This is a genomic window from Ferroplasma sp. (assembly GCF_031200575.1).
Lineage (GTDB): Archaea > Thermoplasmatota > Thermoplasmata > Thermoplasmatales > Thermoplasmataceae > Ferroplasma.
The window spans coordinates 557,818-579,642 of the sequence record NZ_CP133597.1 but is presented as its reverse complement, the minus strand read 5'-3'; the positions used below and the strand labels follow the sequence as shown (position 1 = coordinate 579,642).

General features: G+C 38.8%; 23 protein-coding genes, 1 tRNA gene and 1 pseudogene. 11 read left to right on the top strand and 14 right to left on the bottom strand.

Annotated elements, in window-relative coordinates; translation table 11 throughout:
- Positions 1–39: 39 nt before the first annotated feature.
- Complete coding sequence (locus tag RE471_RS03280) at positions 40–960, bottom strand: pirin family protein (protein WP_309215358.1); 921 nt, start codon at positions 958–960, stop codon at positions 40–42.
- Between the two features lie 134 nt (positions 961–1,094).
- Here RE471_RS03280 and lipB point away from each other — a divergent pair, with 134 nt between their 5' ends.
- Together lipB and RE471_RS03270 are read left to right on the top strand one after the other, a co-directional pair.
- Positions 1,095–1,742 carry a lipoyl(octanoyl) transferase LipB gene (lipB, locus tag RE471_RS03275; protein ID WP_309215357.1) on the top strand — a complete coding sequence of 216 codons (648 nt, stop codon included), beginning with the start codon at positions 1,095–1,097 and terminating at the stop codon, positions 1,740–1,742.
- Positions 1,743–1,794: 52 nt separating this feature from the next.
- Entirely contained in the window at positions 1,795–2,259 is a 465-nt protein-coding gene (locus tag RE471_RS03270; protein WP_309215356.1) for a hypothetical protein, read from the top strand.
- A gap of 24 nt (positions 2,260–2,283) precedes the next feature.
- Here the strand turns inward: RE471_RS03270 and RE471_RS03265 are convergent, their stop codons facing one another.
- Entirely contained in the window at positions 2,284–2,724 is a 441-nt protein-coding gene (locus tag RE471_RS03265; RefSeq protein ID WP_309215355.1) for a hypothetical protein, read from the bottom strand.
- A 75-nt stretch (positions 2,725–2,799) separates the two neighbouring features.
- Here RE471_RS03265 and RE471_RS03260 point away from each other — a divergent pair, with 75 nt between their 5' ends.
- Complete coding sequence (locus RE471_RS03260) at positions 2,800–5,163, top strand: M1 family metallopeptidase (protein WP_309215354.1); 2,364 nt, start codon at positions 2,800–2,802, stop codon at positions 5,161–5,163.
- Between the two features lie 3 nt (positions 5,164–5,166).
- On the opposite strand, the gene RE471_RS03255 is transcribed toward RE471_RS03260, so the two are convergent.
- The 6 genes and pseudogenes from RE471_RS03255 to RE471_RS03230 all read right to left on the bottom strand — a co-directional run bounded on the left by RE471_RS03255 (position 5,167) and on the right by RE471_RS03230 (position 10,397).
- Entirely contained in the window at positions 5,167–6,417 is a 1,251-nt protein-coding gene (locus RE471_RS03255; RefSeq protein ID WP_309215353.1) for an alkaline phosphatase family protein, read from the bottom strand.
- 64 nt (positions 6,418–6,481) lie between these two features.
- Positions 6,482–7,558, bottom strand: a complete 1,077-nt coding sequence (locus RE471_RS03250; RefSeq protein WP_309215352.1) for a glucose 1-dehydrogenase — start codon at positions 7,556–7,558, stop codon at positions 6,482–6,484.
- A gap of 76 nt (positions 7,559–7,634) precedes the next feature.
- Positions 7,635–8,051: pseudogene (locus RE471_RS03245) on the bottom strand (type II toxin-antitoxin system VapC family toxin); the annotation flags it as partial.
- Positions 8,052–8,081: 30 nt separating this feature from the next.
- Positions 8,082–8,300, bottom strand: a complete 219-nt coding sequence (locus tag RE471_RS03240; protein ID WP_309215351.1) for an AbrB/MazE/SpoVT family DNA-binding domain-containing protein — start codon at positions 8,298–8,300, stop codon at positions 8,082–8,084.
- A gap of 70 nt (positions 8,301–8,370) precedes the next feature.
- The gene (locus RE471_RS03235; RefSeq protein WP_309215350.1) at positions 8,371–9,510 is read right to left on the bottom strand and encodes a lactate utilization protein B; all 1,140 of its coding nucleotides are present in this window, start codon (positions 9,508–9,510) and stop codon (positions 8,371–8,373) included.
- Complete coding sequence (locus tag RE471_RS03230) at positions 9,507–10,397, bottom strand: (Fe-S)-binding protein (protein ID WP_309215348.1); 891 nt, start codon at positions 10,395–10,397, stop codon at positions 9,507–9,509. Before RE471_RS03230 ends, RE471_RS03235 begins: the two co-directional genes overlap by 4 nt.
- A gap of 122 nt (positions 10,398–10,519) precedes the next feature.
- Between RE471_RS03230 and RE471_RS03225 the strand changes: the two genes are divergently transcribed.
- The 3 genes from RE471_RS03225 to RE471_RS03215 all read left to right on the top strand — a co-directional run bounded on the left by RE471_RS03225 (position 10,520) and on the right by RE471_RS03215 (position 13,518).
- Positions 10,520–10,661: transfer RNA gene (locus RE471_RS03225), tRNA-Trp, on the top strand.
- A 389-nt stretch (positions 10,662–11,050) separates the two neighbouring features.
- Positions 11,051–12,229 carry an MFS transporter gene (locus RE471_RS03220; protein WP_309215347.1) on the top strand — a complete coding sequence of 393 codons (1,179 nt, stop codon included), beginning with the start codon at positions 11,051–11,053 and terminating at the stop codon, positions 12,227–12,229.
- 23 nt (positions 12,230–12,252) lie between these two features.
- On the top strand, positions 12,253–13,518 hold the full coding sequence (locus RE471_RS03215) for an MFS transporter (protein ID WP_309215346.1): 1,266 nt from the start codon (positions 12,253–12,255) through the stop codon (positions 13,516–13,518).
- A 3-nt stretch (positions 13,519–13,521) separates the two neighbouring features.
- Here the strand turns inward: RE471_RS03215 and RE471_RS03210 are convergent, their stop codons facing one another.
- A complete protein-coding gene (locus tag RE471_RS03210) occupies positions 13,522–13,713 on the bottom strand; it encodes a hypothetical protein (RefSeq protein WP_309215345.1) in 192 nt (63 codons plus the stop codon).
- A 97-nt stretch (positions 13,714–13,810) separates the two neighbouring features.
- On the opposite strand from RE471_RS03210, the gene RE471_RS03205 reads away from it, so the two are divergent.
- The gene (locus RE471_RS03205; RefSeq protein WP_309215344.1) at positions 13,811–14,443 is read left to right on the top strand and encodes a winged helix-turn-helix transcriptional regulator; all 633 of its coding nucleotides are present in this window, start codon (positions 13,811–13,813) and stop codon (positions 14,441–14,443) included.
- 5 nt (positions 14,444–14,448) lie between these two features.
- Here RE471_RS03205 and RE471_RS03200 read toward each other — a convergent pair whose 3' ends face one another.
- Complete coding sequence (locus RE471_RS03200; RefSeq protein ID WP_309215343.1) at positions 14,449–15,483, bottom strand: tRNA (cytidine(56)-2'-O)-methyltransferase; 1,035 nt, start codon at positions 15,481–15,483, stop codon at positions 14,449–14,451.
- Positions 15,480–15,980, bottom strand: coding sequence for an ArsR family transcriptional regulator (locus RE471_RS03195; RefSeq protein ID WP_309215342.1), 501 nt, complete (start codon positions 15,978–15,980; stop codon positions 15,480–15,482). Before RE471_RS03195 ends, RE471_RS03200 begins: the two co-directional genes overlap by 4 nt.
- A gap of 81 nt (positions 15,981–16,061) precedes the next feature.
- On the opposite strand from RE471_RS03195, the gene RE471_RS03190 reads away from it, so the two are divergent.
- On the top strand, positions 16,062–16,442 hold the full coding sequence (locus RE471_RS03190) for a hypothetical protein (RefSeq protein ID WP_309215341.1): 381 nt from the start codon (positions 16,062–16,064) through the stop codon (positions 16,440–16,442).
- Here RE471_RS03190 and cobS read toward each other — a convergent pair.
- Positions 16,428–17,174, bottom strand: a complete 747-nt coding sequence (gene cobS, locus RE471_RS03185; RefSeq protein WP_309215340.1) for an adenosylcobinamide-GDP ribazoletransferase — start codon at positions 17,172–17,174, stop codon at positions 16,428–16,430. The two genes, RE471_RS03190 and cobS, sit on opposite strands and share 15 nt — an antisense overlap.
- Entirely contained in the window at positions 17,167–17,679 is a 513-nt protein-coding gene (locus RE471_RS03180; protein ID WP_309215339.1) for a gamma carbonic anhydrase family protein, read from the bottom strand. The genes cobS and RE471_RS03180 overlap by 8 nt, the downstream gene beginning before the upstream one ends.
- A gap of 193 nt (positions 17,680–17,872) precedes the next feature.
- Here RE471_RS03180 and RE471_RS03175 point away from each other — a divergent pair, with 193 nt between their 5' ends.
- The 3 genes from RE471_RS03175 to fsa are packed head-to-tail and all read left to right on the top strand — an operon-like array spanning position 17,873 to position 20,321.
- Complete coding sequence (locus RE471_RS03175; RefSeq protein WP_309215337.1) at positions 17,873–18,700, top strand: transketolase; 828 nt, start codon at positions 17,873–17,875, stop codon at positions 18,698–18,700.
- Positions 18,700–19,653 (top strand): transketolase family protein, encoded by a 954-nt coding sequence (locus RE471_RS03170; RefSeq protein WP_309215336.1) that lies wholly within the window; start codon positions 18,700–18,702, stop codon positions 19,651–19,653. Before RE471_RS03175 ends, RE471_RS03170 begins: the two co-directional genes overlap by 1 nt.
- Positions 19,650–20,321, top strand: a complete 672-nt coding sequence (fsa, locus tag RE471_RS03165; protein WP_309215335.1) for a fructose-6-phosphate aldolase — start codon at positions 19,650–19,652, stop codon at positions 20,319–20,321. Before RE471_RS03170 ends, fsa begins: the two co-directional genes overlap by 4 nt.
- Before the next feature lie 19 nt (positions 20,322–20,340).
- Here the strand turns inward: fsa and RE471_RS03160 are convergent, their stop codons facing one another.
- Complete coding sequence (locus tag RE471_RS03160) at positions 20,341–21,714, bottom strand: APC family permease (RefSeq protein ID WP_309215334.1); 1,374 nt, start codon at positions 21,712–21,714, stop codon at positions 20,341–20,343.
- Positions 21,715–21,825 lie beyond the last annotated feature (111 nt).

Sequence of the window (21,825 nt, the reverse complement as noted above, 5' to 3'; positions counted from 1 at the left end):
TATATTTAACCATTATCTAATAATAAATAGATAGTATTTTTATTCTATTAATGGATTCTTCTCCCTGACAAAGTTGTCGTTGTTAAGATCCATAATTGCCTCCCGTATCTGATCATCAGTATTCATAACTATTGGGCCATACCATTTTACAGGCTCATGTAATGGCTTTCCTGATAAGAGGATAAACCTATAACCAGATCTGCCGGTCCTGACATTCACGTATTCACCATCCATTGATAGTATTGCTGCCGTATCTGGCTCAAGTTTCTGATCCCGGTATAACCCCTCTCCAGTTATAGAAAAAATGATAGATGTGTATCCATCCTTGATACGGTAAACGAACTCTGAGTTCTCATCCATGGAAACATCAAGGTAGAGCGGGTCTATTCCATACTGTGATTTGTACATGCCATAGGTTTTATTATATTCCCCTGCAATAATCTTAACCCTTGCACCGTCAATAGAGATTACAGGAACCTCACTTCCCTTAATGCTCCTGTATGCCGGAACTGTCATTTTATATTTAGCAGGAAGGTTTAACCATAACTGGAAACCTGATACAAGGGTAGGCATCCCATTTGCCCTCAGGAGCTCTTCAGGGTTTTTCTCGTCCAGTGGCTTCGGCATCTCTTCATGGAATATACCGCTTCCGGCAGTCATCCACTGCAGTTCGTCCGGATATATCGTCCCACGGTGGTCGGTGCTGTCCCGGTGCTCGACCTTCCCGGACAGCAAATATGTTATAGTTTCTATACCCCTGTGTGGATGCCATGGGAACCCTGAGATATAGTCATCTATTCGATCAGAACCGAAATGATCCAGCAGGAGGAATGGGTCCGTTATATTTACGGTATTGGGCCCACCGAAAATCCTTTTCAGCCGAACTCCAGCACCATCTCTTGTTTCAACGCCCTTAATAATGTAGCTTATCTGTTTTATTCTTCCACTTTTGTTTTCCATAATTAAACAATGCCCTATAATTTAAATGTTTTTGCTATACAAATTTATACTGTATGTAATTAAGTTTGGGGAATAAGTTTGGGGAATTTTATATACCAAATTAAAATATTAACTATGGCTGGAGATGTAATAAAATGGAACAGGATTTCAATAAATGCAGTATGATATACGACCTTGGAATCGTTGATTATTTAAAGGCACTTGATCTCCAGAAAAAAATTCATGATAAAGTAAATAAAGAGGAATCAGGAGATGCGTTCATTTTTCTTCAGCATCCAGATGTTTACACAGCAGGGTCCCATTTCAGGGGTGATACTGGAGGTGCAATAAAAATTAACCGTGGAGGTTATTTGACGTATCACGGGCCAGGTCAGCTTGTGGTGTATTACATTATAAATTTAAAGAGATCAAATCTCGATGCCCTGAAGCTGATAAGATTAATTCAGGACTCGGTCATTGAACTGCTGGGATATTACGGCATCAGCGGAAGGGCGGAGCTTAAAGAAAAAACCGGTGTATGGGTTGGGGATAAAAAGATTTGCTCTATAGGGCTGGGCATTGATAAATTCTCAACAATGCACGGCATGGGGCTCAATATATCCACAGACCTTAAAAAATTCAATATAATAAATCCATGCAATTTTTCGCCTGAAATAATGACATCCATGGATGCACTCCAGAATAAATCATATAGTTTTAATGATGTAAAGGAGAAATTTATTGAAATAACCCTGAGGAAATTCAAAATCACAGATTATAAAACATACCGTAATATTACGTAAGTTTATTGTTCCCATTTAAAAAAATATTTATTTAATGATACACTTTTTAATTATGACAGAATTTCCAAAATTCCATTGCTGTGTAGATCAGAAGGAAGAGGATTATGATTCAGGAATACAGCTCTACTTTATGAAAGAATATGAACTGGCGGAACTAATCGGTAGACTCATTGAAATGGATGAAAAACACTCAGAAGAGTACAGAAAGATGTTTGAATTCATAAAGTCGCTGGAAAACTACATAATCACCGGTGCCAAAGCAAATGACTTCAATTTTCTTGAAGGCATAGAAGGTGAAAAGGGCTGGGCCATGGATTATTCCATATTATTGAATGAGAGCAGGGTAGCCAGGATAGCTTTCAGGGCATGCAGGAAAACCATAGAAGTTATGTATTATTACAGGGTTATGTCAAGAAAGGAGGGTTTTTCGGAACGTTTTAATCCGGAAAATTTCAGGGCTTTCTTACTTTTAAGGGATATATTATATAAAAGGTCATGTGACTTGATGAAAAAATAATTTTTATAAATTTTATAGTTTAATTTAATTTTTGGATGGGGCGCCTGTTAACAGTTTTAGGGTATATAGATAGTAAAACTCTGAGATTATAATAATTATAAATGATACTGCCATAATAAGGGAATATACATTATATTCATTGAAAAGAAACAGGAATCCGGAAATACCGGCAACTATAACAAAAACAAAGGATATACCGGATGATATAACCATTTTTGAATTCTGTATTTTTATGCTGAGCAGGAGCATTATAAATGAAACTATAAGGATAAGAAATCCCAGCATCATATGAAGCATTACGATAATATAATTTGATGGAAATGCAGCTGGTGCTATGTGTGATATGCTATTCAGTGGTGGAAATGATACATAGAGGTTTATAAATATGCCTATAATAAACTGTATGAAAAGGAGTGCAATCATAACGGCAAGGCCAAGATAGGCATAACTATATTTATTATCCATATTTCTGTATCTCACGTTATTATTTAAAATATTCAACTGCGCAAAAATTTATTAAACGTGTGTATATAGGCTGATATGGAAGTTATAAATTACAGGATAAGCCTTGATATAGATTTCAGGGGGAAGAAATATAAAGGAGAGGAAACTGTAAAAATTAATGATGCAGAAAAAAAGGTAACCTTTGACCTGAACAATATAGATATACAGGATGTAAAAATCAATGGATCGCCGGTAAAATATGAGACAGATAATAATAGCCTAACGTTCTCCACTGTTGGGGGCAATATTTCTGTTGACGTTAAATTCTCTTCCGATGTTGACCGTGGCCTTAAGGGCTTCTATCTCGCAGGCACAGAGGACAAGTATATACTTTCAACACAGTTCGAGGAATCAGATGCCAGGAGGGCATTTCCATGCATTGATAACCCGAATTACAAAGCTACGTTTGACATTTCTATGAAGATCGACAGCGACCTTAAAGCTATTTCAAATATGCCAGCAAAACAGGAAAAACTGGAAAATGGAAAAAAGCTTGTAGAATTTGAGCAAACTCCCAGAATGGCAACATACCTTGTATACCTTGGAGTTGGGCAGTTTGATGAGGCTGAGGACTTATATAAAGGCAAAAAACTCTATCTCACAGCCATGAAGGGCCATTTAACATCTTCAAGGTATCCCCTTGAAGTGGCAAAAAAATCCCTGAATTATCTTGAAACATACACAGGAATAGAATATATGCTTCCAAAATTAAACCTTATTTCCGTTCCCGAATTTGCATCCGGTGCCATGGAAAACTGGGGAGCAATAACATTCAGGGAAATACTTTTGAATATTGATGATTCCACAACCAGCAGAAGCTATAAGAGGACATCAGAGGTAATAACCCATGAGCTCGTTCATATGTGGTTCGGTGACCTCGTCACCATGAAATGGTGGAACGATTTGTGGTTAAATGAGAGCTTTGCCACATTTTTTGCATTCAAGACTGTTGACAGTACAGATCCGGAATGGAAATTTTTCGGTGATTTCCTGCTGGACCAGACTGACGGTGCCTACACCATGGATGCACTGAAAAATTCACATCCCATCAATGCCGATGTTTCCGATCCAAGAAGTGTATCACAGCTATCCTATGAAATAAGATATGGCAAGGGATCAAATGTTTTGAGGATGATTGAAGCCTATGTTGGCAAGGATGTTTTTATGAAGGCTATGAGAAACTATCTAAAGGAATTTTCATATAAGAATGCCTCAGGGTCTGATTTATGGAATGCCATAGAAAAAGAATCAGGAAAGGGAGTCTCCTCTATTATGGAGCAGTGGATATCACAGAAAGGTTACCCATATATTATAACTGAAAGGAATGGGGACAGGCTAAAAATAACCCAGAAACAGTTCTATTTCCTGGACGGTGAAAGAAACTCGCAGTGGAAAATACCACTATTTATAAACAGGTTTTCCAGGGAGGAAAACACACTTATGGACGGCAGGGAAATGGAAATAGAAGGGGATGTTCTTTCACTGAATTATGGCCATAGTGGATTTTACAGGGTGCTCTATGATGATGTAATGTACGAAACCATCACAAGGAACCTTTCACAGATATCTGCCGATGAGAAATGGGGCATTGCGAATGATCTTTACGCATTTCTTCTTTCGGGCAAGATAAACATGACTCAGTATGTAAGAAGGCTAGAGAAACTTTATGGAATAAATGATAATATAGTAATTGATGAGATATCAAAACAGCTGTATTCCCTGTATAATATAACAGGGAACGGTTATTTTAGAGACCTTGCAAACTTCTACATAAAGGACAAGATGGAATATATAGAGACAAATAAGAAGGATGAGTTCAACTACAAAATATCATTATCAGGGCTCTATACAAAACTTGCATATATTAATAATGATTTCTGCAAAACGCTTCTCAGCAAATATAAGGAATACAGCCAGGTAGAACCGGATTTCAGGCTTGCCTATCTTGTTGCCCAGGCGAGGGTAAACAATGATTTCAGGTACTTCGCAAACATAATAGAGACAACGTCAAATGATGAAGATAAAACAAAGGCCATAACCGCATCAGGCGTGCTTGAAGGTGACAGTAATCATAAAAGCATCATGGAATTCGTTAAATCAGGAAAAGCTAAGAAGCAGGATATGGACTCATTCTTTGTTGCAATGTCATCAAGCGACGGATCAAGGCAGTATATAATAGATAACCTGAAGAATATAGTTGATACCATGTATAAATTCCAGCTAAGCCCCCTGAGAATAAACAGGTGCGTTCAATCAATGATAGGAAATGCAGGAATTAAAGATCCAGAAAAAATGAAAAAGGCTGCCGAATCCGTTAGAAACGAGGAAATTTTCGGTGGAATAAATAAGGGTCTTGAATTCCTGGAAATCTATGAAAATCTGGTAAAAAACACGAAATAATTTTTAGTATTTTTTAATATCTTTTAAATTGATGGACGCAAATGGTATTATCATTTCTTCCCGGCTTAGGCCGCCATGCATGCCCCGGTCTTTTATAATGTCATCATCATAATATTTATACCATACAGTATTTCCGGAATGAGGCAGAACCAGAATATTTCCCATTCTTGAGATGTATTTTTCTGATACAGTGCTGTTTCCCATAATCCCCATTTTGAGGATTTCATCTTCGGTGATAATTTCAGCACTGCCATGTAGCTGCCTCTCCAGCCTATTTTTCATATCTTCCGGGCTATCAGAATATATCATCATATCCCGGGGGCTCCAGGTTTCCGGTATTGTCCTTCCCTTGTTGGATTTCATTAGTTCCCTGATGCCTGAAACATATATCTTTTTATTAACAGGGGTAAAGCCATGGTCGGAGGATATTATGATTGAAATATCCTCACCTGCAAGATCCGTAAACAGATCGTTGAACATGGATGCTATATAACGGAGTGATTCTACATGTTCCGCACTTCCCGGGCCATATCTGTGCTCCATTTTATCCGGATCCTCTATATAAAAAAATATGTATGAATTTTCACGCACCTTTTTCAGAAGCTTTCTTAGTATGAGAAAACCCTCAAAGAGAAAATCATATCTCTTCTTTTCTTTTGCACCTGAATACATTATCCTGCTGTAGCTGCTCTTCAAAAGATCTGCAAATGATATTATATAAGATCTTACTCCATGCTCATTCAGCGTTTCATAGAAGGTTTTTCCATGAAACAGAATTGATGGGTCTGGATTTAAATCTGCAAACTGATCCCTGTCCTGCCTGTACACAGGGATAAATGGCAGGCTTTTCACAACCATGTTATAATTTTCCAGATAAAGCCTCCATTCGAATAATCCGTGTTCCGCCGGAGTTAAACCGGTATTTATTGTGTTGCTTGCGGCTGCAGTGGTAGATGGGAATACAGATGTTATGGGAGATACTATTCCAGAGTCGTTTATTTCCTGAAATGGCCTGTAATTTGCCAGAAAATTCTTCCAGCTATCATAACCAAGTCCATCTATATAAAAGAATACAACTTTTTTTGATCCATAAAGATTGCTGTAAAGTTCTTTTTTGAGAGGGATTCCATTATTATTTATACCGAATAATGATAGGATTGTGCTGTTTATGTTGGAAAAATTATAGCCATTGTAATCAGGATAAACAAAATTTCCGTCATCTCTGTATCTGAACTGCATATCATCGTTAATCATTGCATTTATATTACTAAATTATATTAACGTATTACTAGAATAATTCCATCTTACACAGAAATTACTACCATTTGATAATTGATTTTATTTCCCCTTCCGGTTTTTTCAGGAAAATTTCAGTGTTTTCAGGGGAATATGTCCCGGTTATTAGATCACCGATCACGGAATTATGGGCATGGTTCCATTTCTCAATGTATCTCAAAGCATCAAGATAATGCTTTTTGGATCCATCAACTGAACCTACCATGCTTATGTTCCTCTCTATTATATAATCTATATCCTCTCCGTTAACCTGTGTTCCAGGAGCATTTCCCTTTGTTCCAAATAGTATTGCAACTCCGTTGTTATTCATCGTGCGAACAAATCTGAATATTGTGGCCGGATCCCCGCTTGTATCTATTAGCAGGTCTATACCCTTAAGGGGAATGCCGCTTGTATAATCAAAAAATATGCTTCCTGTTTTTTCCAGAATGGATAATTTTGATTCTTCGAGGCTATGCCTGTTTGTCATATATACATTAAACCTGTATTCATTCGCCATCATCGAATATAGGAATGCCTCACTTCCAGAACCGATAATAAGGCAGTTTTTTCCGATAAATGTGGAATCTTTATTCTGAAATATGGATCTTCTCGATACAGTGTCAAAGACCTCAAATGCCTTCATAACATTTTTTGCCGGTTCTGTGAGAACTGCTTCTCTCACCATGCTTCTATCATTGACCTTTACAAGATTCTCCGGCATATCAAAAAAATAATCCCGCATAAACCCATGAAGGCCGGTTATTCCTGCCTCGTTCTTCTTTCCATCAGAGCAATTGTCCTCCCTTCCTATTCTGCAGTTCACACACTCCCCGGGCCTTCTCACAACAGGGACAACATAATCACCGGTTTTTATCCCGTATTCATTTTCCTGAGCATCTATTACCTGGCACACAGCCTCATGCCCCAGAACCAGGAAATTATATCCAGGATGGTTGTATGCAAATGATAGGTTTCCATGAACCTCCCCACGATCTGTACCGCATATTCCAGTATACAGGGGTTTGAGCTTGACCTCAAAATCTTTCGGGTCTGAAATCTGTACATTATGGAATTCAATGCCACCGGATGGTGCATTTGTGGTCAAAGCATTTACCATAGAGGCGTAATTTCATTTTTGATATAGATTTTATGGTTAACACAATTTACATTACATTCAATTTTATTTTTAGGGTCTATAAGTTATTTATTATTTTCATTAGTTTGTTGGAGTTGACCACTTCGATTCCATAATTTGTTCTGTATATTATATCGGTATCACTGGAAACAAGGTAAGTTGATTTGCTCAGTATCGCTGTTGCTAAAATTATGGCATCCGGGAGCTTTATTTTGCCTCTAGATCTAATTTTGGCGGCCAGATCAGCAATTTCGTTATTAACAGGCATAATAATAAAACTACGTGATTCAATAAGAGATTCTTTTAACATTTTAGAGCTTTTAATATCATTATTCATATAAAAACCGGTTAGAACCTCAGATAATACAACAGTAGAAATTACTCCCTCTAATTCCCCATCAGATATTCTATTTAATAGTTGCCGGGATGAATAAAAAAATAATTCTTCTATGTTGATAACATTCAGAATTACATTGGTATCTAGGAAATCCTAATGCCACTCATTTCATATATTTTTAATTGATTCTTTTACATTAGCATCATATGGCTTTGCAGATGTGCTCATATCTGCTAATTTTTTACTGTAAGCCTTTTTTATTATTATTCCGTCTCTAGAAGATTCAAAGTATATGTGATCGCCCTGGCGTACATCCAGATATTCACGAATTTCTTTCGGTATTGTTACCTGACCTTTTACAGTTATACTACCAGTTTTAATTATCATTACAAAAATATAATATTATTATATATAAGTATTACTTTTCTACAAATTGCTATTGAATATTGATATATTTTTACGATTCATCCATGTACCGGAATTTTATTTTTTCTATCATTCTGGGTATATTTATATCCATAGGGCATACCTCCTTGCAGCCTCCAGAATGCATGCATAGCATAGACTTGTCATATTTTTTATTTGTTATTGCAGACCACATTATCCCGGTAGGCCCGGTGTAAGGGCTGTCTCCGAAGTCTTTTCCATAAAGCTTGTAGGATGGGCAGGAAAAATAGCATCTCCCGCATCTTATGCAGAGCAGTGATTCACGTATCTCGGAGTTGATTGCTTCCTTCCTTCCATTGTCCAGCAGTATTAAATGGAATTCTTTCGGGCCTGTGGCTGGTGATACCCTCTGGAGCTCTATATCTCCTGTAGCACTGGGACCCGACGTTACGTTTATATACGTTGGTGGGTAATATCCGGCGTATGATGCCTGTACTATGACCTCATTGAATGCATCCTTCAATGTGGGGACAATCTTATCTATGCCAGTTATGGCTATATGTGTTTGTGGCAGAACTGTATCAATCCTGATATTCCCCTCATTTTCTATTAGAAGAACAGAACCCGTATCCGCTGCAATGGCATTTGCACCTGTTATGCCAACATCAGCCGCAAGGTATTTCTCCATAAGAAACTTCCTTACCCTGCTCACCATTTCTTCAGCCGATGTGTTTTCATTTATGCTGCTATCAAGGTTTTCATTCAATAATTTACCGATTTTATCCTTTGTCAGATGGATTGCGGGGGCAACTAGATGCGATGGCATATCCTTATTGAGCTGAACAAGGTATTCACCCAGATCTGTTTCCCAGATATCCATGCCCTCATTTTCCAGTTCCTCCCTGAGCTTTATTTCATAAAGTACATTGGATTTAGAAACTACTATTTTTCTCTTTTCACCTAATATCTCCTTTACAATTTCCATAGCCTCTACGCTATCCTTTGCGATATGGACATGCCCACCAAGTTTTTCAACACTTTTTTGAGTTTTTGATATGTAATTGTCCATATCATCCAGCACCTTATTTTTAGTTTCCCTCAATTCTGATGCCACATCCTTTATGTAAGGATTTTCTTCAAGTATTTTATGAACTTTTGGTGAATTGTTCAGTATTGCCTTATTTATTGCAACATCCCATTCATAGGTCATGAAACCACCTCAGCCAGATCCTTTATATTGTTAATATATGGAGATAAATTTTCATAGCACAGCGGGCACATAACCAGAACATTTTTATTTACTGATAGAAGTTTATCTGCCCTTGCCCGTGATACCTCTTCACTGTCCTGTGCTGAAACAAGTGAGAGTGGGCCACCACAGCAGCTTCCCATTTCCTTACTTGTTATGAGATAATTTTCATCTATGGCAAGACCTGAATTATTTACCTTATTCCTTATGTCACCGTACATTCCCATGGCACGTGAATAAAGGCAGGAATCATGTATAACATAGTTCCCTGAGCCCTTGAAATTTACTATCTCTAGATAGTTCTTAACATCTATGTCGAAATCTATAAAATCCTTATATCGTTTCAGGGCGTTGGTGGTGTGCGGATCAACGGTTATGATATTTTTTACTCCTTTAGATTTAAAAAAGCTGTATAATTTTTCTCCATATTCCTTATACTCCTTTATGAAGCCAGATTCTAGGAGGAGTGCACCTGAATAGGGCTCCTGGTCATACAGGTATCCGAATTTTACTCCGGATCCAGACAGCATGGATGTTATGCTTTTAAGTATTCTGAATGCCCTTTGCAATTCTTCATCCTTTGGTTTTATAAGAAACTTCGATGCTGTCATCAGCCTTTTGGGTATATTCAGGCGGTATATTTTTGGGAATAAGGCTTCGTAACGCTTTAAAATACCAGAAATCTGGTACATGTAGGAAGTATAAATTACAGTGTCTCCACCGTCTGCAATGTTATTTGCCCATGATGAATATAATTTTGTGTCCAGTGGAAATGGCAGGTAGCTGTCCATCAAATTCTGGAAAATCAGGTCCCTCATTTTCTCTATGCGTTTTTTGTTGATATCCATAAAAATAAAGGCATTGATTGCTAATAAATTTATTTGCAAACATGTTTCAATCTTTCCAGCATTCCAGCAATTCCCCCTACTATGCTATAGATATTTATATCAAAAAATAATACTGTTAGTGAGGAAGCATGGGGTAGTCAGGTATCCTAGAGGGCTCCAGTCAGTTTGTGATTAGCTAAAGGTCATCTGAATATATGATGAGTGACTGGAACAATGAAACATGGAAGAGACCCTTAGATCTGGGTTCAAATCCCAGTGCTTCCACATATTCAAATGCATAATCCCTTTTAGATATCATATCAATTTTCTCAGTCATATACTATCTCCTCCTCGATTCGAAAAAATCCAGGCATTCGAACCCAGCTGTATAACTCGTATATATCCTCCTGGACAGCACTTGATATCATATGCGTGTACATGGTAGTGGAATGGATATCTGAAATGCCAATATGAATCTATAATCCCTTAGGGTATATTTTAAATTATATATTTATTTGGAAATACTTTACCTGTCACAATTTCTAAACAGTCTCCTGGATAAATGGCATGGTAATTCTAGAAAATAACTGCTACAGAAATACATTTATTAATTCATATATAATAACTAGGAAAAAGTGGTGCATATACCTAAATCAAACAGTTATTTATTCAAAATGAATGCAATCCATCTGGGCACTAATTATCTATGGATTTCCTATGAGTCATACATACTTCCAATAGAGTTATTATCGTATAACAGAAGTAGTTTATTCCTGGGAATCATAGCGTTTCTGGGAACCGCGCTGGGTGTGTCTATCGGCCTTTTCTTCGGTACGCTCAGTGATAAATATAATTTTGGGTGGGGTCGCCGGGGGCCATATATCCTTGCAGGTGCTGTGTTCATAGTGCTTGCAATCTTCCTGAATAAAATTCTGACAATTACCCTGGCAGGTGTACTTCTGGGGTATATAATGATACAGGTTTCCTCCAACATTGCGGTAGGCGCGTATCAGCCACTGTATGCAGATATCCTCAAGGAGGACGAACGGGGCGGGGGAACCGGAATAGGAGGTATATTCAGGCTTCTTGGGTCAGCCATGGGTTATGGAATAACAGGATTTCTCATTGATACCAGATACAGATCATATGTGCTTATTTTAATTGCCATAGTAGTTATGATAACTGCATCGCTTACTGCAAATACTATAAAGAAATCAGACGTTATAATAAAACAAACCAGGCCAGGAATAGGGAAATTATTCCTGGATATGTTCAATTTAAAACACGGCCTGAAGGATTATATATACGTCGTTCTGGGCAGCTTCATGGTTTTTTCCGGTGTAATAGGGCTATCTTTTTTCGAACTTTATTTTTTTAAATTTATTCTGAATTACAAAAATCCTGCTTACTATGTTTCTATTGTGGGCATAGCAGTTCTTATGACATCGGCGCTTGCATCCTTCATTTTTGGTATACTGTCGGATATAATCGGAAGAAAAAAAATACTTGTTTATGTTACAATAATTGGGGGAATAGCCATGGTTCTTATCCCGGAATTCGAAAAATTCGATTTTTTCCTGATTCTTGGATCTGTTATAGGCATGTCCTATGGGATATTTATGAGTGTTTCCAACGCACTTGCCAGCGATATGGCACCTGCAGGTGAATCTGGTAAGTTTATGGGTTACTATAACATGGCAACAGGTGGTGCTTCAACGCTTTCACCGCTGATTTATGGATTGATTTTATACTTTGCCAGTTCCTACTCCCTGGGATTCCGCTATGTCTTTTACATAGCAGGTATGTTCTTCTTCGTGGGATTTATCATGTTCTATAAAATACTGAAGGATTAATTTATAAGCCCTTTACGCATTTAATGGCAATGGGAAAATACTCATTAAAGCCTTTCAGGTATATTTTCGGGATGAATTCTGTATATCTCGGAAATAATTATCTATGGACATCCTTTGAATCATTATTTTTGCCCTATGAAATAGAGTTATTCCTTCCCCCTGCCCTTCAGACAGTTTATCTGGGCATCATAGCTTTTTCCGGCATAATGATAGGAATTACATTCAACTTTCTTTCAGGCACCCTGTCAGATAGGCTGAGTTCCCGGCTTGGAAGAAGAAGGCCCATGATACTTATTGGATCCATCATTGTTATTTTATCGCTCATGGCATTTATCTTTATAAGAAATGGCATTCCTGCGATATTTCTTATTTATATCCTCATTGAAATAGGTTCAAACATTGCATATGGATCCTACCAACCACTAATAAGGGATGTAATACCATCATCACAGAGGGGTACATCCTCAGGAATTGGGGGATTTTTTACACTGATAGGCTCCGCCTTAGGATTTGGGCTTTCTGGACTTTTACTTGGATCAGGAAGAATAGAAATGGCAGTAATTCTTATACTTATCACTGTGGCTGCAGGCGCATCTGTTACGGTTTTAACAATAAAGAAGGATGACTATATCAGCAATTCTGAAATTATAAGCAGGAGGATTCTGGGAACAATCCGCAGTGTGGTACGTTCAGGGAAATTCAAGTGGATGGCCACTGCAAATTTTTTTATTACTGTTGGCAGTTCTGGCCTGGTATTTTTTGAGTATTATTATTTCGAATATTCACTTGATTTGAAAAATGCAGCAATATATGTGGCCATAGCCGGCGTTACAATTTTAATGATATCCGCTGTATCAACAGTTGGAATAGGAATACTGGCTGATAAGGTAAACAAAGATCTTCTTTTATTAATATTCCCTCTTTTGAGTGGATTGAGCATCCTTTTCATTTCTTTTATCCATGCATTTTATATGTTCCTGATTCTCGGAGCACTTATAGGCATAGCCTATGGAAATTATTTTACGATCACGAACTCTTATATGAGTTTCATAGTCCCACATGGGAGTGCCGGCAAATACCTATCCATATTCCTGGTATCCACAGAGATAGGAGCGGCATTTTCACCGCTGATTTATGGTCTGGTTTTATTTGTTTTTAAATCAGCAGGGCCCCTGGCATATTCCAGGCTCTTCGAACTTTCGGCAGTGCTGTACTTTGTTGGGTTCATCCTGATACTATTGAAAGTTGTAGATAGGAATTCCATGATGGGGCATAGAAAGGTTGGATAATAACTATTTCCTACCTTTAATGTATAGGAAGAACCTCCTAATGAGCATAGGGTGTTTCAGGCGGTTATCCGCTGTTTCTCCTCTATTATATAAAAAGGAAATATCACCTTTATATTCATCTATTATGTATTTTTCTAGATCAGCATTCCTTTGCGGCCTTAATAGCCAGATATCCCTCGGATCTATAGGCATCATAATGTTAAAAGTGAATAATATTATATATAGATAATAATTTATAAACTTTATAAATTATAATAGATATTTATTTATAGTGATAGGTTATTATTAGATCATGGAAGAATACCCTACTCCCGTCAGGATAATACTCCTGTTAAAGAAAAATAATTATATGTCCCTTGAGGAAATGGCGTCCAGCCTGGGCATAACAAAGATGGCTGTTTTGAATCATATTACAGTTCTGGAACAGAATGGTTCCATTGGAAGAAAAACAGTGAAAAAGAATGTTGGCAGACCATCCTATGTTTTTTATGCAACAGAGAATGCGGACAGAAATCTCGGAAGTATTTCGGAAACAATGCTCGATGATTTTATGAATTATATGAAAATGACGGGGCGCGAAAAAATAATTGAAGAATTTTTGAAGGATCGTTATTCAAAGGTGAGGTCAGAATATGCTGCAGACCTGGCAGGAAAAGACTTTGATGCAAAAGTGAGGAAACTGGCGCTGCTCAGAGAGGGGTCGGGCTACTACCCAGAATTAAAGAAATCCCAGGAAAACTACGAGATGGTTGAATACAATTGCCCGATACTCGCCATATCAAAACATTTCGGCATTGCATGTTCAATGGAAACCGGAATGTTTGAAAACGTTCTTGATTCTGAGGTCAAATCAACACACAGGCAGGTAAATGGATACGGTGCATGCAGGTTTATAATATCAAGGAGGGAGGAGAACCACCACTGAATCATTTATAATTCCCTGGCTATCTGGTCAGGATCCTTTCCACATGCTTCAGAAAGCTCTTTGTGAAGTTTTTTGATTCTTTCAGCGGGCTCCTCCAGCCCCTGGCGCCGGTATCTCTCAACAGTTTCTTCCAGGGTTACTATGGTTTTTCCAGATACCAGGTTATCAGCCTGTGCCACTATTTTCTCCTCCAGCGTTTCAGGAATATAATTTCTATCTGGCAGTCCGAGTTTTTTTGCCTCATGGGGAAGTATGCCCGCACCTGTATGCCTTTCAACAATCCTTACAATGGATTCGTCTATGTTTCTCTCCCGCAAAATATCTGCCCCGGCAACGGCATGCCCAATTCCATTGGTTTTCGTTCTGCCGATATCATGAAGAAGGGAACCTGCTGCTATAACTTTCATATCTGCATTAGAATATCTGCCCATAGCCATGGCTAAATTATAAACTGTTGTAACATGGGATATTATTCTCTCATCCGCGCCTGATTCGTACAGAAGTTTCATTGATTGCTGTTCATCAGGGATAAATTTTACCAGTTTTCCGTGATCCATGGGAATAACATTCATTTTCCCTTCATATTTTTTTTCAAGCTCCTGTCCCCTATAGAAGCGGTCCAGGAATATGGCAAGCGCTGAGACCTCACTATGGGGTTGATTGGATACTGCAATATTGAAATCAGCCATATTGTATGCGTCTATGGGAACCTTTTCAGCACCCACAAGGATTATCATATTCTTCCCCTCAGAGGCTTTTCTTATCTCATCGATGCGGTTATCCACGTTTATGCCATACATTGAAAGATTTACCTTTATGCCACTGAAATCCCTGAATTCTTTTTTCCAGTTTACCCCGGATTTAATTGAAAAATTGCCCCCAAAATTTTCTGTTACTTTATTTATCGTACCTTCCAGCGTTTCATCCTTTTCATCCACAAGTATACGATCTGCCCCGAATGCCCTGGATACCAGTGCAACATGGGTTGTTATCCTTTTATCCCTGAAGGGCCTGTGGCCTATTCTTATTACAGTAATCATGCGCCGTTTTCCATCTCTATTCTGTAACCCTTTATTATAAGCACCGATGACCTGCTAACTATTCCCTTAAGAAGTGTTTGGGAAATACCAAGGGAATCTGCAACATCTCCTACAAAAACACCTCCGTTGGTCATCATTCCCTTTATTTTATCTTCATATTCCTGAAGCTGTTCATCGCTCAGGGTGGTGGCATATATAATATCTGAAAGGTCTGCCATGGAACCTATCAGGTTGATTTGAACGTTTGTATAATAGGTATGGTATGCTTTTTCCGGTCCCTTGTTACCGGTAATCCACTGGCTTTCTATCATTCTTATTTTATCGAGATAATGCAGTGATTTTTTACCTTCAACGCCGTATTTTTCATCGATCTGGGGCATTGTAACCCATCCTGTGGAAAGGTCTAGGAGTAGCTTCCGTTTAACATCGGTATCGGCAGCATGGAACATTGTAACAAGCTCTCCGACATCATTTATGACCTTAATCCTGTTAACCATTCTATACCCTATCACCAAATAAAATATAATAATTTCTAAGGGCAAAGAAAAACTTAATGTATAATCTATATATCAGTATTTGTGAAGAATTACAGCGGGCATATCATATTTGAGGATAATTTCCAGTGGAGAGACCTTGAGAAATATTTCCCGGATATATGGGAAATTGTTGAGAGCGAGTCAAAGCTCAATGCTGAAGAAAAACAGTATGATGACATACTTCTTGAACTGAACATGGAGGAGATCAGAAAGAATAAAAAACCCTTTGGCTACAGGAGGGAGAATACAAGGTTCAAGATGATTTTTCCACAGGATAAAAAAGAGCTGACCATATACAGAAACATAATATCCGAGGAAATCGAGGATCTGACAGAAAAGGTTGCCCATGAAATAAGGAATAAGAAGATTAAGTATACAATAGAATACGATCAGCTCCTATCATCAAAATTAAAGAAGAAATAGATTAAGGTGAAGTATAACAAATATGAATGACAGAAAATAAAACAGCGTTCTTGATATCTCACCTACGCTGCCAATCAGGTCTCCATTAATTCCACCATACTGTTTTTCCATTCCGCGTTTTATTGCGTATGCCGTGATAAGCACCCCCGATGCTATGCCTATATTATAAAGGTTAAAGAATGCGATTAGGGCTAGAGGTATTAGATTTAACAGTACTGACCATGTGCCAACCAGGGATATGAACATGCTACCTATTCCAGTTCCGAATGGCTTTGATCTGTACATGGATATTAGGGTTGCGTACTTTGACACCATCTCACCGGATATTATTACCATGAATCCGGATAAAGGATTGAAAAATGTGAGGAATGCGATAGCTGGCACGTATATAATGAAAACCATGCCAATTCCACCAGAACCGGTGTACCTGTCCTTTATAACTCTCTGTTTGGCCTCGGTGCCCCTCACCATGAAGGAATCCCCGAAATCCATAATTGAATCAAAGTGGTTGAATCCGTAGATAATTACTATAATAGAAACGGCAATGGCCGAGGCTATAAATGGGCTGTAAGGGCTTAACAGCAGGTATGGTATGCCCGCGATCAATCCTGTAACAAGCCCGGCAATGGTAAAGAAGTACATTGTATGCCTACTGATTTCATATTTTCCCCCTGCCGGAATCAGAGTAAAAAAAGAAATTGCGGATAAGAATCCCTCAATATATTTATTCATGCATGCTTCCTTTTACGATCTGGTATTTGCCTTCCCTGAATTCTTGGTTCAATCTGATGTATTCCATTGAATTGAGGTATGCCATGTTGAGGTATTTTTCACCCTCACGCTTTACCTTTCCCGGTATACCTGCAATCATGCAGTTCCCCTCAGATTCGAAATTTTCAGGTATTACTGTGCCTGCTGCAACTACTGTGCCAGATCTCAGATGGGCGTTATTCAGGACTATTGCCCCCATGCCAATTAATACTGTATCATCAACCGTGGCGCCGTGCACTATGGCATTATGCCCAATAGAAACATTTTTACCAATTTTTGTGCCATACTGGAGATTTACATGTATAGTCGCATTGTCCTGAATGTTTGTATTGTCTCCTATAGTTATGCTATTCTCATCCCCACGTATAACAGCAGAATCCATTATGGTTACATTGTCGCCGATAGTTACATCGCCTATGGCAACAGCGCTGTCCGCCATGTAAACACCCCTGCCTATTTTAATCATATAGTGTAATAATGCCTGCATACATAGACTTTATGCCAGTTCAGGATGTTCCTATGCCTAATGAAGGCGGGTTCTCTGGAAAGTAGAGTCTCTTCACAGCAAGAGAAAGTAACCCTAATTTGGTTTAATTTTAATATAGAATTTAAAACTGAAAAGATTTTTAAACATATAGTTAATACATTAATGAGGATGGATGGAAAGCTATACTGTTAATGACCTTGCACCTGTAGCAAGGCAGATTAGAAAAGAAATTATAAAAATGGTTTACAGTGCAAAAAGTGGCCACCCGGGGGGGTCACTGAGTATCACGGATGTGCTCACAGCACTTTACTTCAAGGAAATGAATATAAATCCAGAGAAACCGGATGACCCGGACAGGGATATACTTGTTATGAGCAAGGGACATGCTTCCCCTGCACTTTATGCAACTCTTGCCCTAAGGGGATATTTCCCTGTTGAACTTCTAGGTGGTTTCAGGTCCATAAATTCAAAACTCGAAGGCCATGTTCACAGGGGAATCCCGGGAGTTGAATCCTCAACCGGTTCACTTGGCCAGGGACTGGGAGTTGCCATAGGCTTTGCACTTGCATCAAAGCTTGATGGAAGAAGCAACAAAATCTATGCAATACTTGGAGACGGAGAGATGGAGGAAGGAAACATATGGGAATCCCTCCTTGCGGCTTCTAAATATAAGCTGGGCAATCTCACTGCGATACTGGACAGAAACCGTATACAGCTCGATGGATTTACCGAGGATATAATGCCGCTGGGAAATATTGCAGAGAAGGTTGCACCATTTGGATGGGATGTAATAACCATAAACGGAAATATCCTTAATGAGGTTGTCAATGCCATTGAACAGGCGAGAAAACCAAGGGAAAAGCCACTGTTCATAGTTGCAAACACAGTAAAGGGAAAGGGGGTCAGCTATATGGAAAACAATCCGAAGTACCATGGTTCCCCTCCTGCTAATGAGGAGGAATACAGGCAGGCACTGAAGGAAATTGAGGAGATGCAATAATGCAAACAACAGAAAAAATGGAAAGCCTGAGAGAGGCTTATGGGAAGGAACTGGCTGCCCTTGGAGACAAAAATAAGGACATAGTTGTTCTGGATGCAGATTTATCATCATCGACAAAAACAGGAATATTCGGTAAGAAATTCCCAGATAGGTTCTATAATATGGGAATATCGGAACAGTCCATGGTTTCAACAGCAGCCGGGTTGTCACTATCTGGAAAAACCGTATTTGCGTCTACATTTGCGGTTTTTCTTTCAAATACGTACAATGTAATAAGGCAATCGGTATGTTACAATGAGGCACCGGTAAACTTTGTTGTCACCCATTCTGGAATCACAGTAGGAGAGGATGGGCCCACCCATCAGATTCTTGAGGATGTGGGCATAATGTCCGGACTGCCAAATATGAAAGTTATAGTTCCTGTAGATTCGATTGAGACTATCAGTGTTACAGATTATCTTTCTGTTAAAAAAACATCACCATACTACGTGAGGCTTACAAGAGAAAAATTCCCTGTGTTGAATGACAATGATTATGAATTCCATGAGGGAAAATCGGTTACTTTCAGGGACGGGTCTGATATAACAATAATGGCATATGGCATAATGGTTTCCTTTGCACTTCAGGCTGCAGAGATATTAAAGGGAAAGGGCATAGACGCCAGGGTAGTCAACATGTCATCCATCAAACCCCTGGACCGTGCAGCCATAGTAAAGGCCGCAAGGGAGACAGGTAAGATTATAACTGCAGAGGAGCATTCCATATTCAACGGACTTGGATCAAGGGTTGCGGAGATTACAGGAGAGGAGTATCCCGTACCCATACTCAGAATCGGAATGCCAGATATATTCGGAAAGAGTGGAAAGGGAATGGACCTATTTGATTATTTTCATATAGGCGTAAACGATATAGTAGAGAAAGCAGACAAATTCTTCAAGAGGGATTACATATGAAAATATTTATAGATACAGCAAATATTGATGAAATTAGGGAAGCCAATGAGTTTGGGCTCATAGATGGAGTGACAACAAACCCGTCTCTGATGATGAAGGCCGCCAAGGGAGGGAAAAGTTTCAAGGAAATAGCCACAGAAATACTAAGGGCCGTGAATGGCCCTGTAAGCCTTGAGGTCGTGGCAGAGGATGCAGAAAAGATGGTGGAACAGGCACTTAAACTGCATGCGCTTGGAAGCAATGCCGTTATAAAAATACCCATGACCCTCCAGGGATTGAAGGCAATGAAAGTTTTGAGGGAGAAGGAGATAAAGGTCAACACAACACTCATATTTAATGCAATACAGGCCCTTCTGGCAGCAAGAAATGGAGCAGCGTTTGTCTCTCCATTTGTGGGAAGGCTGGATGACATAGGGGAGGATGGTATGGCCATAATAGACCAGATTAAAACTGAATTCACAAATTATGGATACAAAACAGAGGTACTTGTTGCCTCAATCAGAAATCCTGTACATGTCCTCAGGTCGGCTCTTATGGGTGCTGATGCCGTAACCATTCCCTATGATGTTATAAAGAAGCTGGCAATGCATCCAAAAACAGATGAGGGGCTAAACAGGTTTCTGGAAGACTGGAAAAAGGTTTCTCCGGATGGGTCCCTGCCATTATAATTTTATATATTTTAAAAATTTACGGTACATTTTCATGAACCAAGTATTTTCTTGATACGCCAGAATAGATCAAACCAACTATTACCCAGGCAATAAAGCTTATGGATGCTATAATGACAATTCTATCAATGCTTATGAAACTACCATAGAAAACAAAGGCAAGTATAACAATTGAAATCGCCGGGATAATTATATCCATTACGGTGTTAATTTTCAGTTTCATTTTGCGTACTATACCTGCTAATGATGCATTTGCAAACATGTGTACAAGAAGGGCGCTGAGTGTTGCGGCTATACCTGTATAAAGGAATGCATTGAAGCCACCAAGGGAAACAACTGATATGGCACCTATGGCGAATGCAATTATCACCATTAAGCCGGCAGCCACATGTGGTGTCCTCCTGCTTGAGTGTATGCTGGACAGTATTCCTGGAAGCACGTTATCCCTGCTCATGGAGAAAACAACCCTTGATAGGGAATTTGTGAAAACAACAGCATCTGTAAATAGGCTGTTCACGAACAGTACAGTGATGACTATTGCTCCGATTATCCCAAGATAACTTTTGGTAAGTATTATTCCAGGTACCAGTTCCTTTGAGTATTCCAGCATTCTCGTTGGACCCCAGCCTACAGTAAATGCGTATGATGCAAGAATAAAAAAGAGCCCGAGAACGATAACAGAGATCAGAACGCCGTGGCCTATTACCTTATTGGCATTCTGTGCCTCCTCGCCCAGCGGGGTTGCTGTCCCGAATCCTGAGAATGCAGTGTACATGAAGAGTACACCAAGCATAACTCCTGTGAAGCCATTTTTGGCATATACAGGTGTAAATACAGATACGGTGTTTATTGAGGGCTTTGCAGTGATTATAATTACGCTTATTGCCGCTATTATTATAACCTCGATGGTTGCCATCACCATTGCATACCTGACTGAATTCTTCACACCGGAAAATGATACAAAATAACCAAATGCAAGGATAACTACTAAGAGAAGAGCCCACGAATAAAATGGAATGGCAATTCCGAATATTTCCTGGAGCAAGGCTGGAAGGAATATGGCAACACTGAGCCCTATGAATGCCAGTGACATTATCTGGTACATGATATACATCCATCCTGTGAATATTCCTGCAAATCTGCCAAGTCCCTCTCTGCTATATGCATAATAGCCACCTGCACCTGCAACATGCCTTGAAATCCTGTTAATTATAAACGCATTGATGAGTACTATTACAAATGCAACAACTGCGGAGAGTGGAAGAGATCCAAGGGCGAATGCCGCTGATCCTGTCAGTGTTGCAACTGCAGCACCAGCAGGTGCAGAACCGGCCACGCCCTGAAAAATAACATTATAAAGGCTCAACGAATCTTTTTTAAGGCCTGTATTCATGATATCATATATCATTCTATTATTTAAAATTATCCAAAAAATCTATGATAATAGGGTGACTTTTCTGGAAATACTATATTATTGGTGAATATTTATCATATTATATAAAAA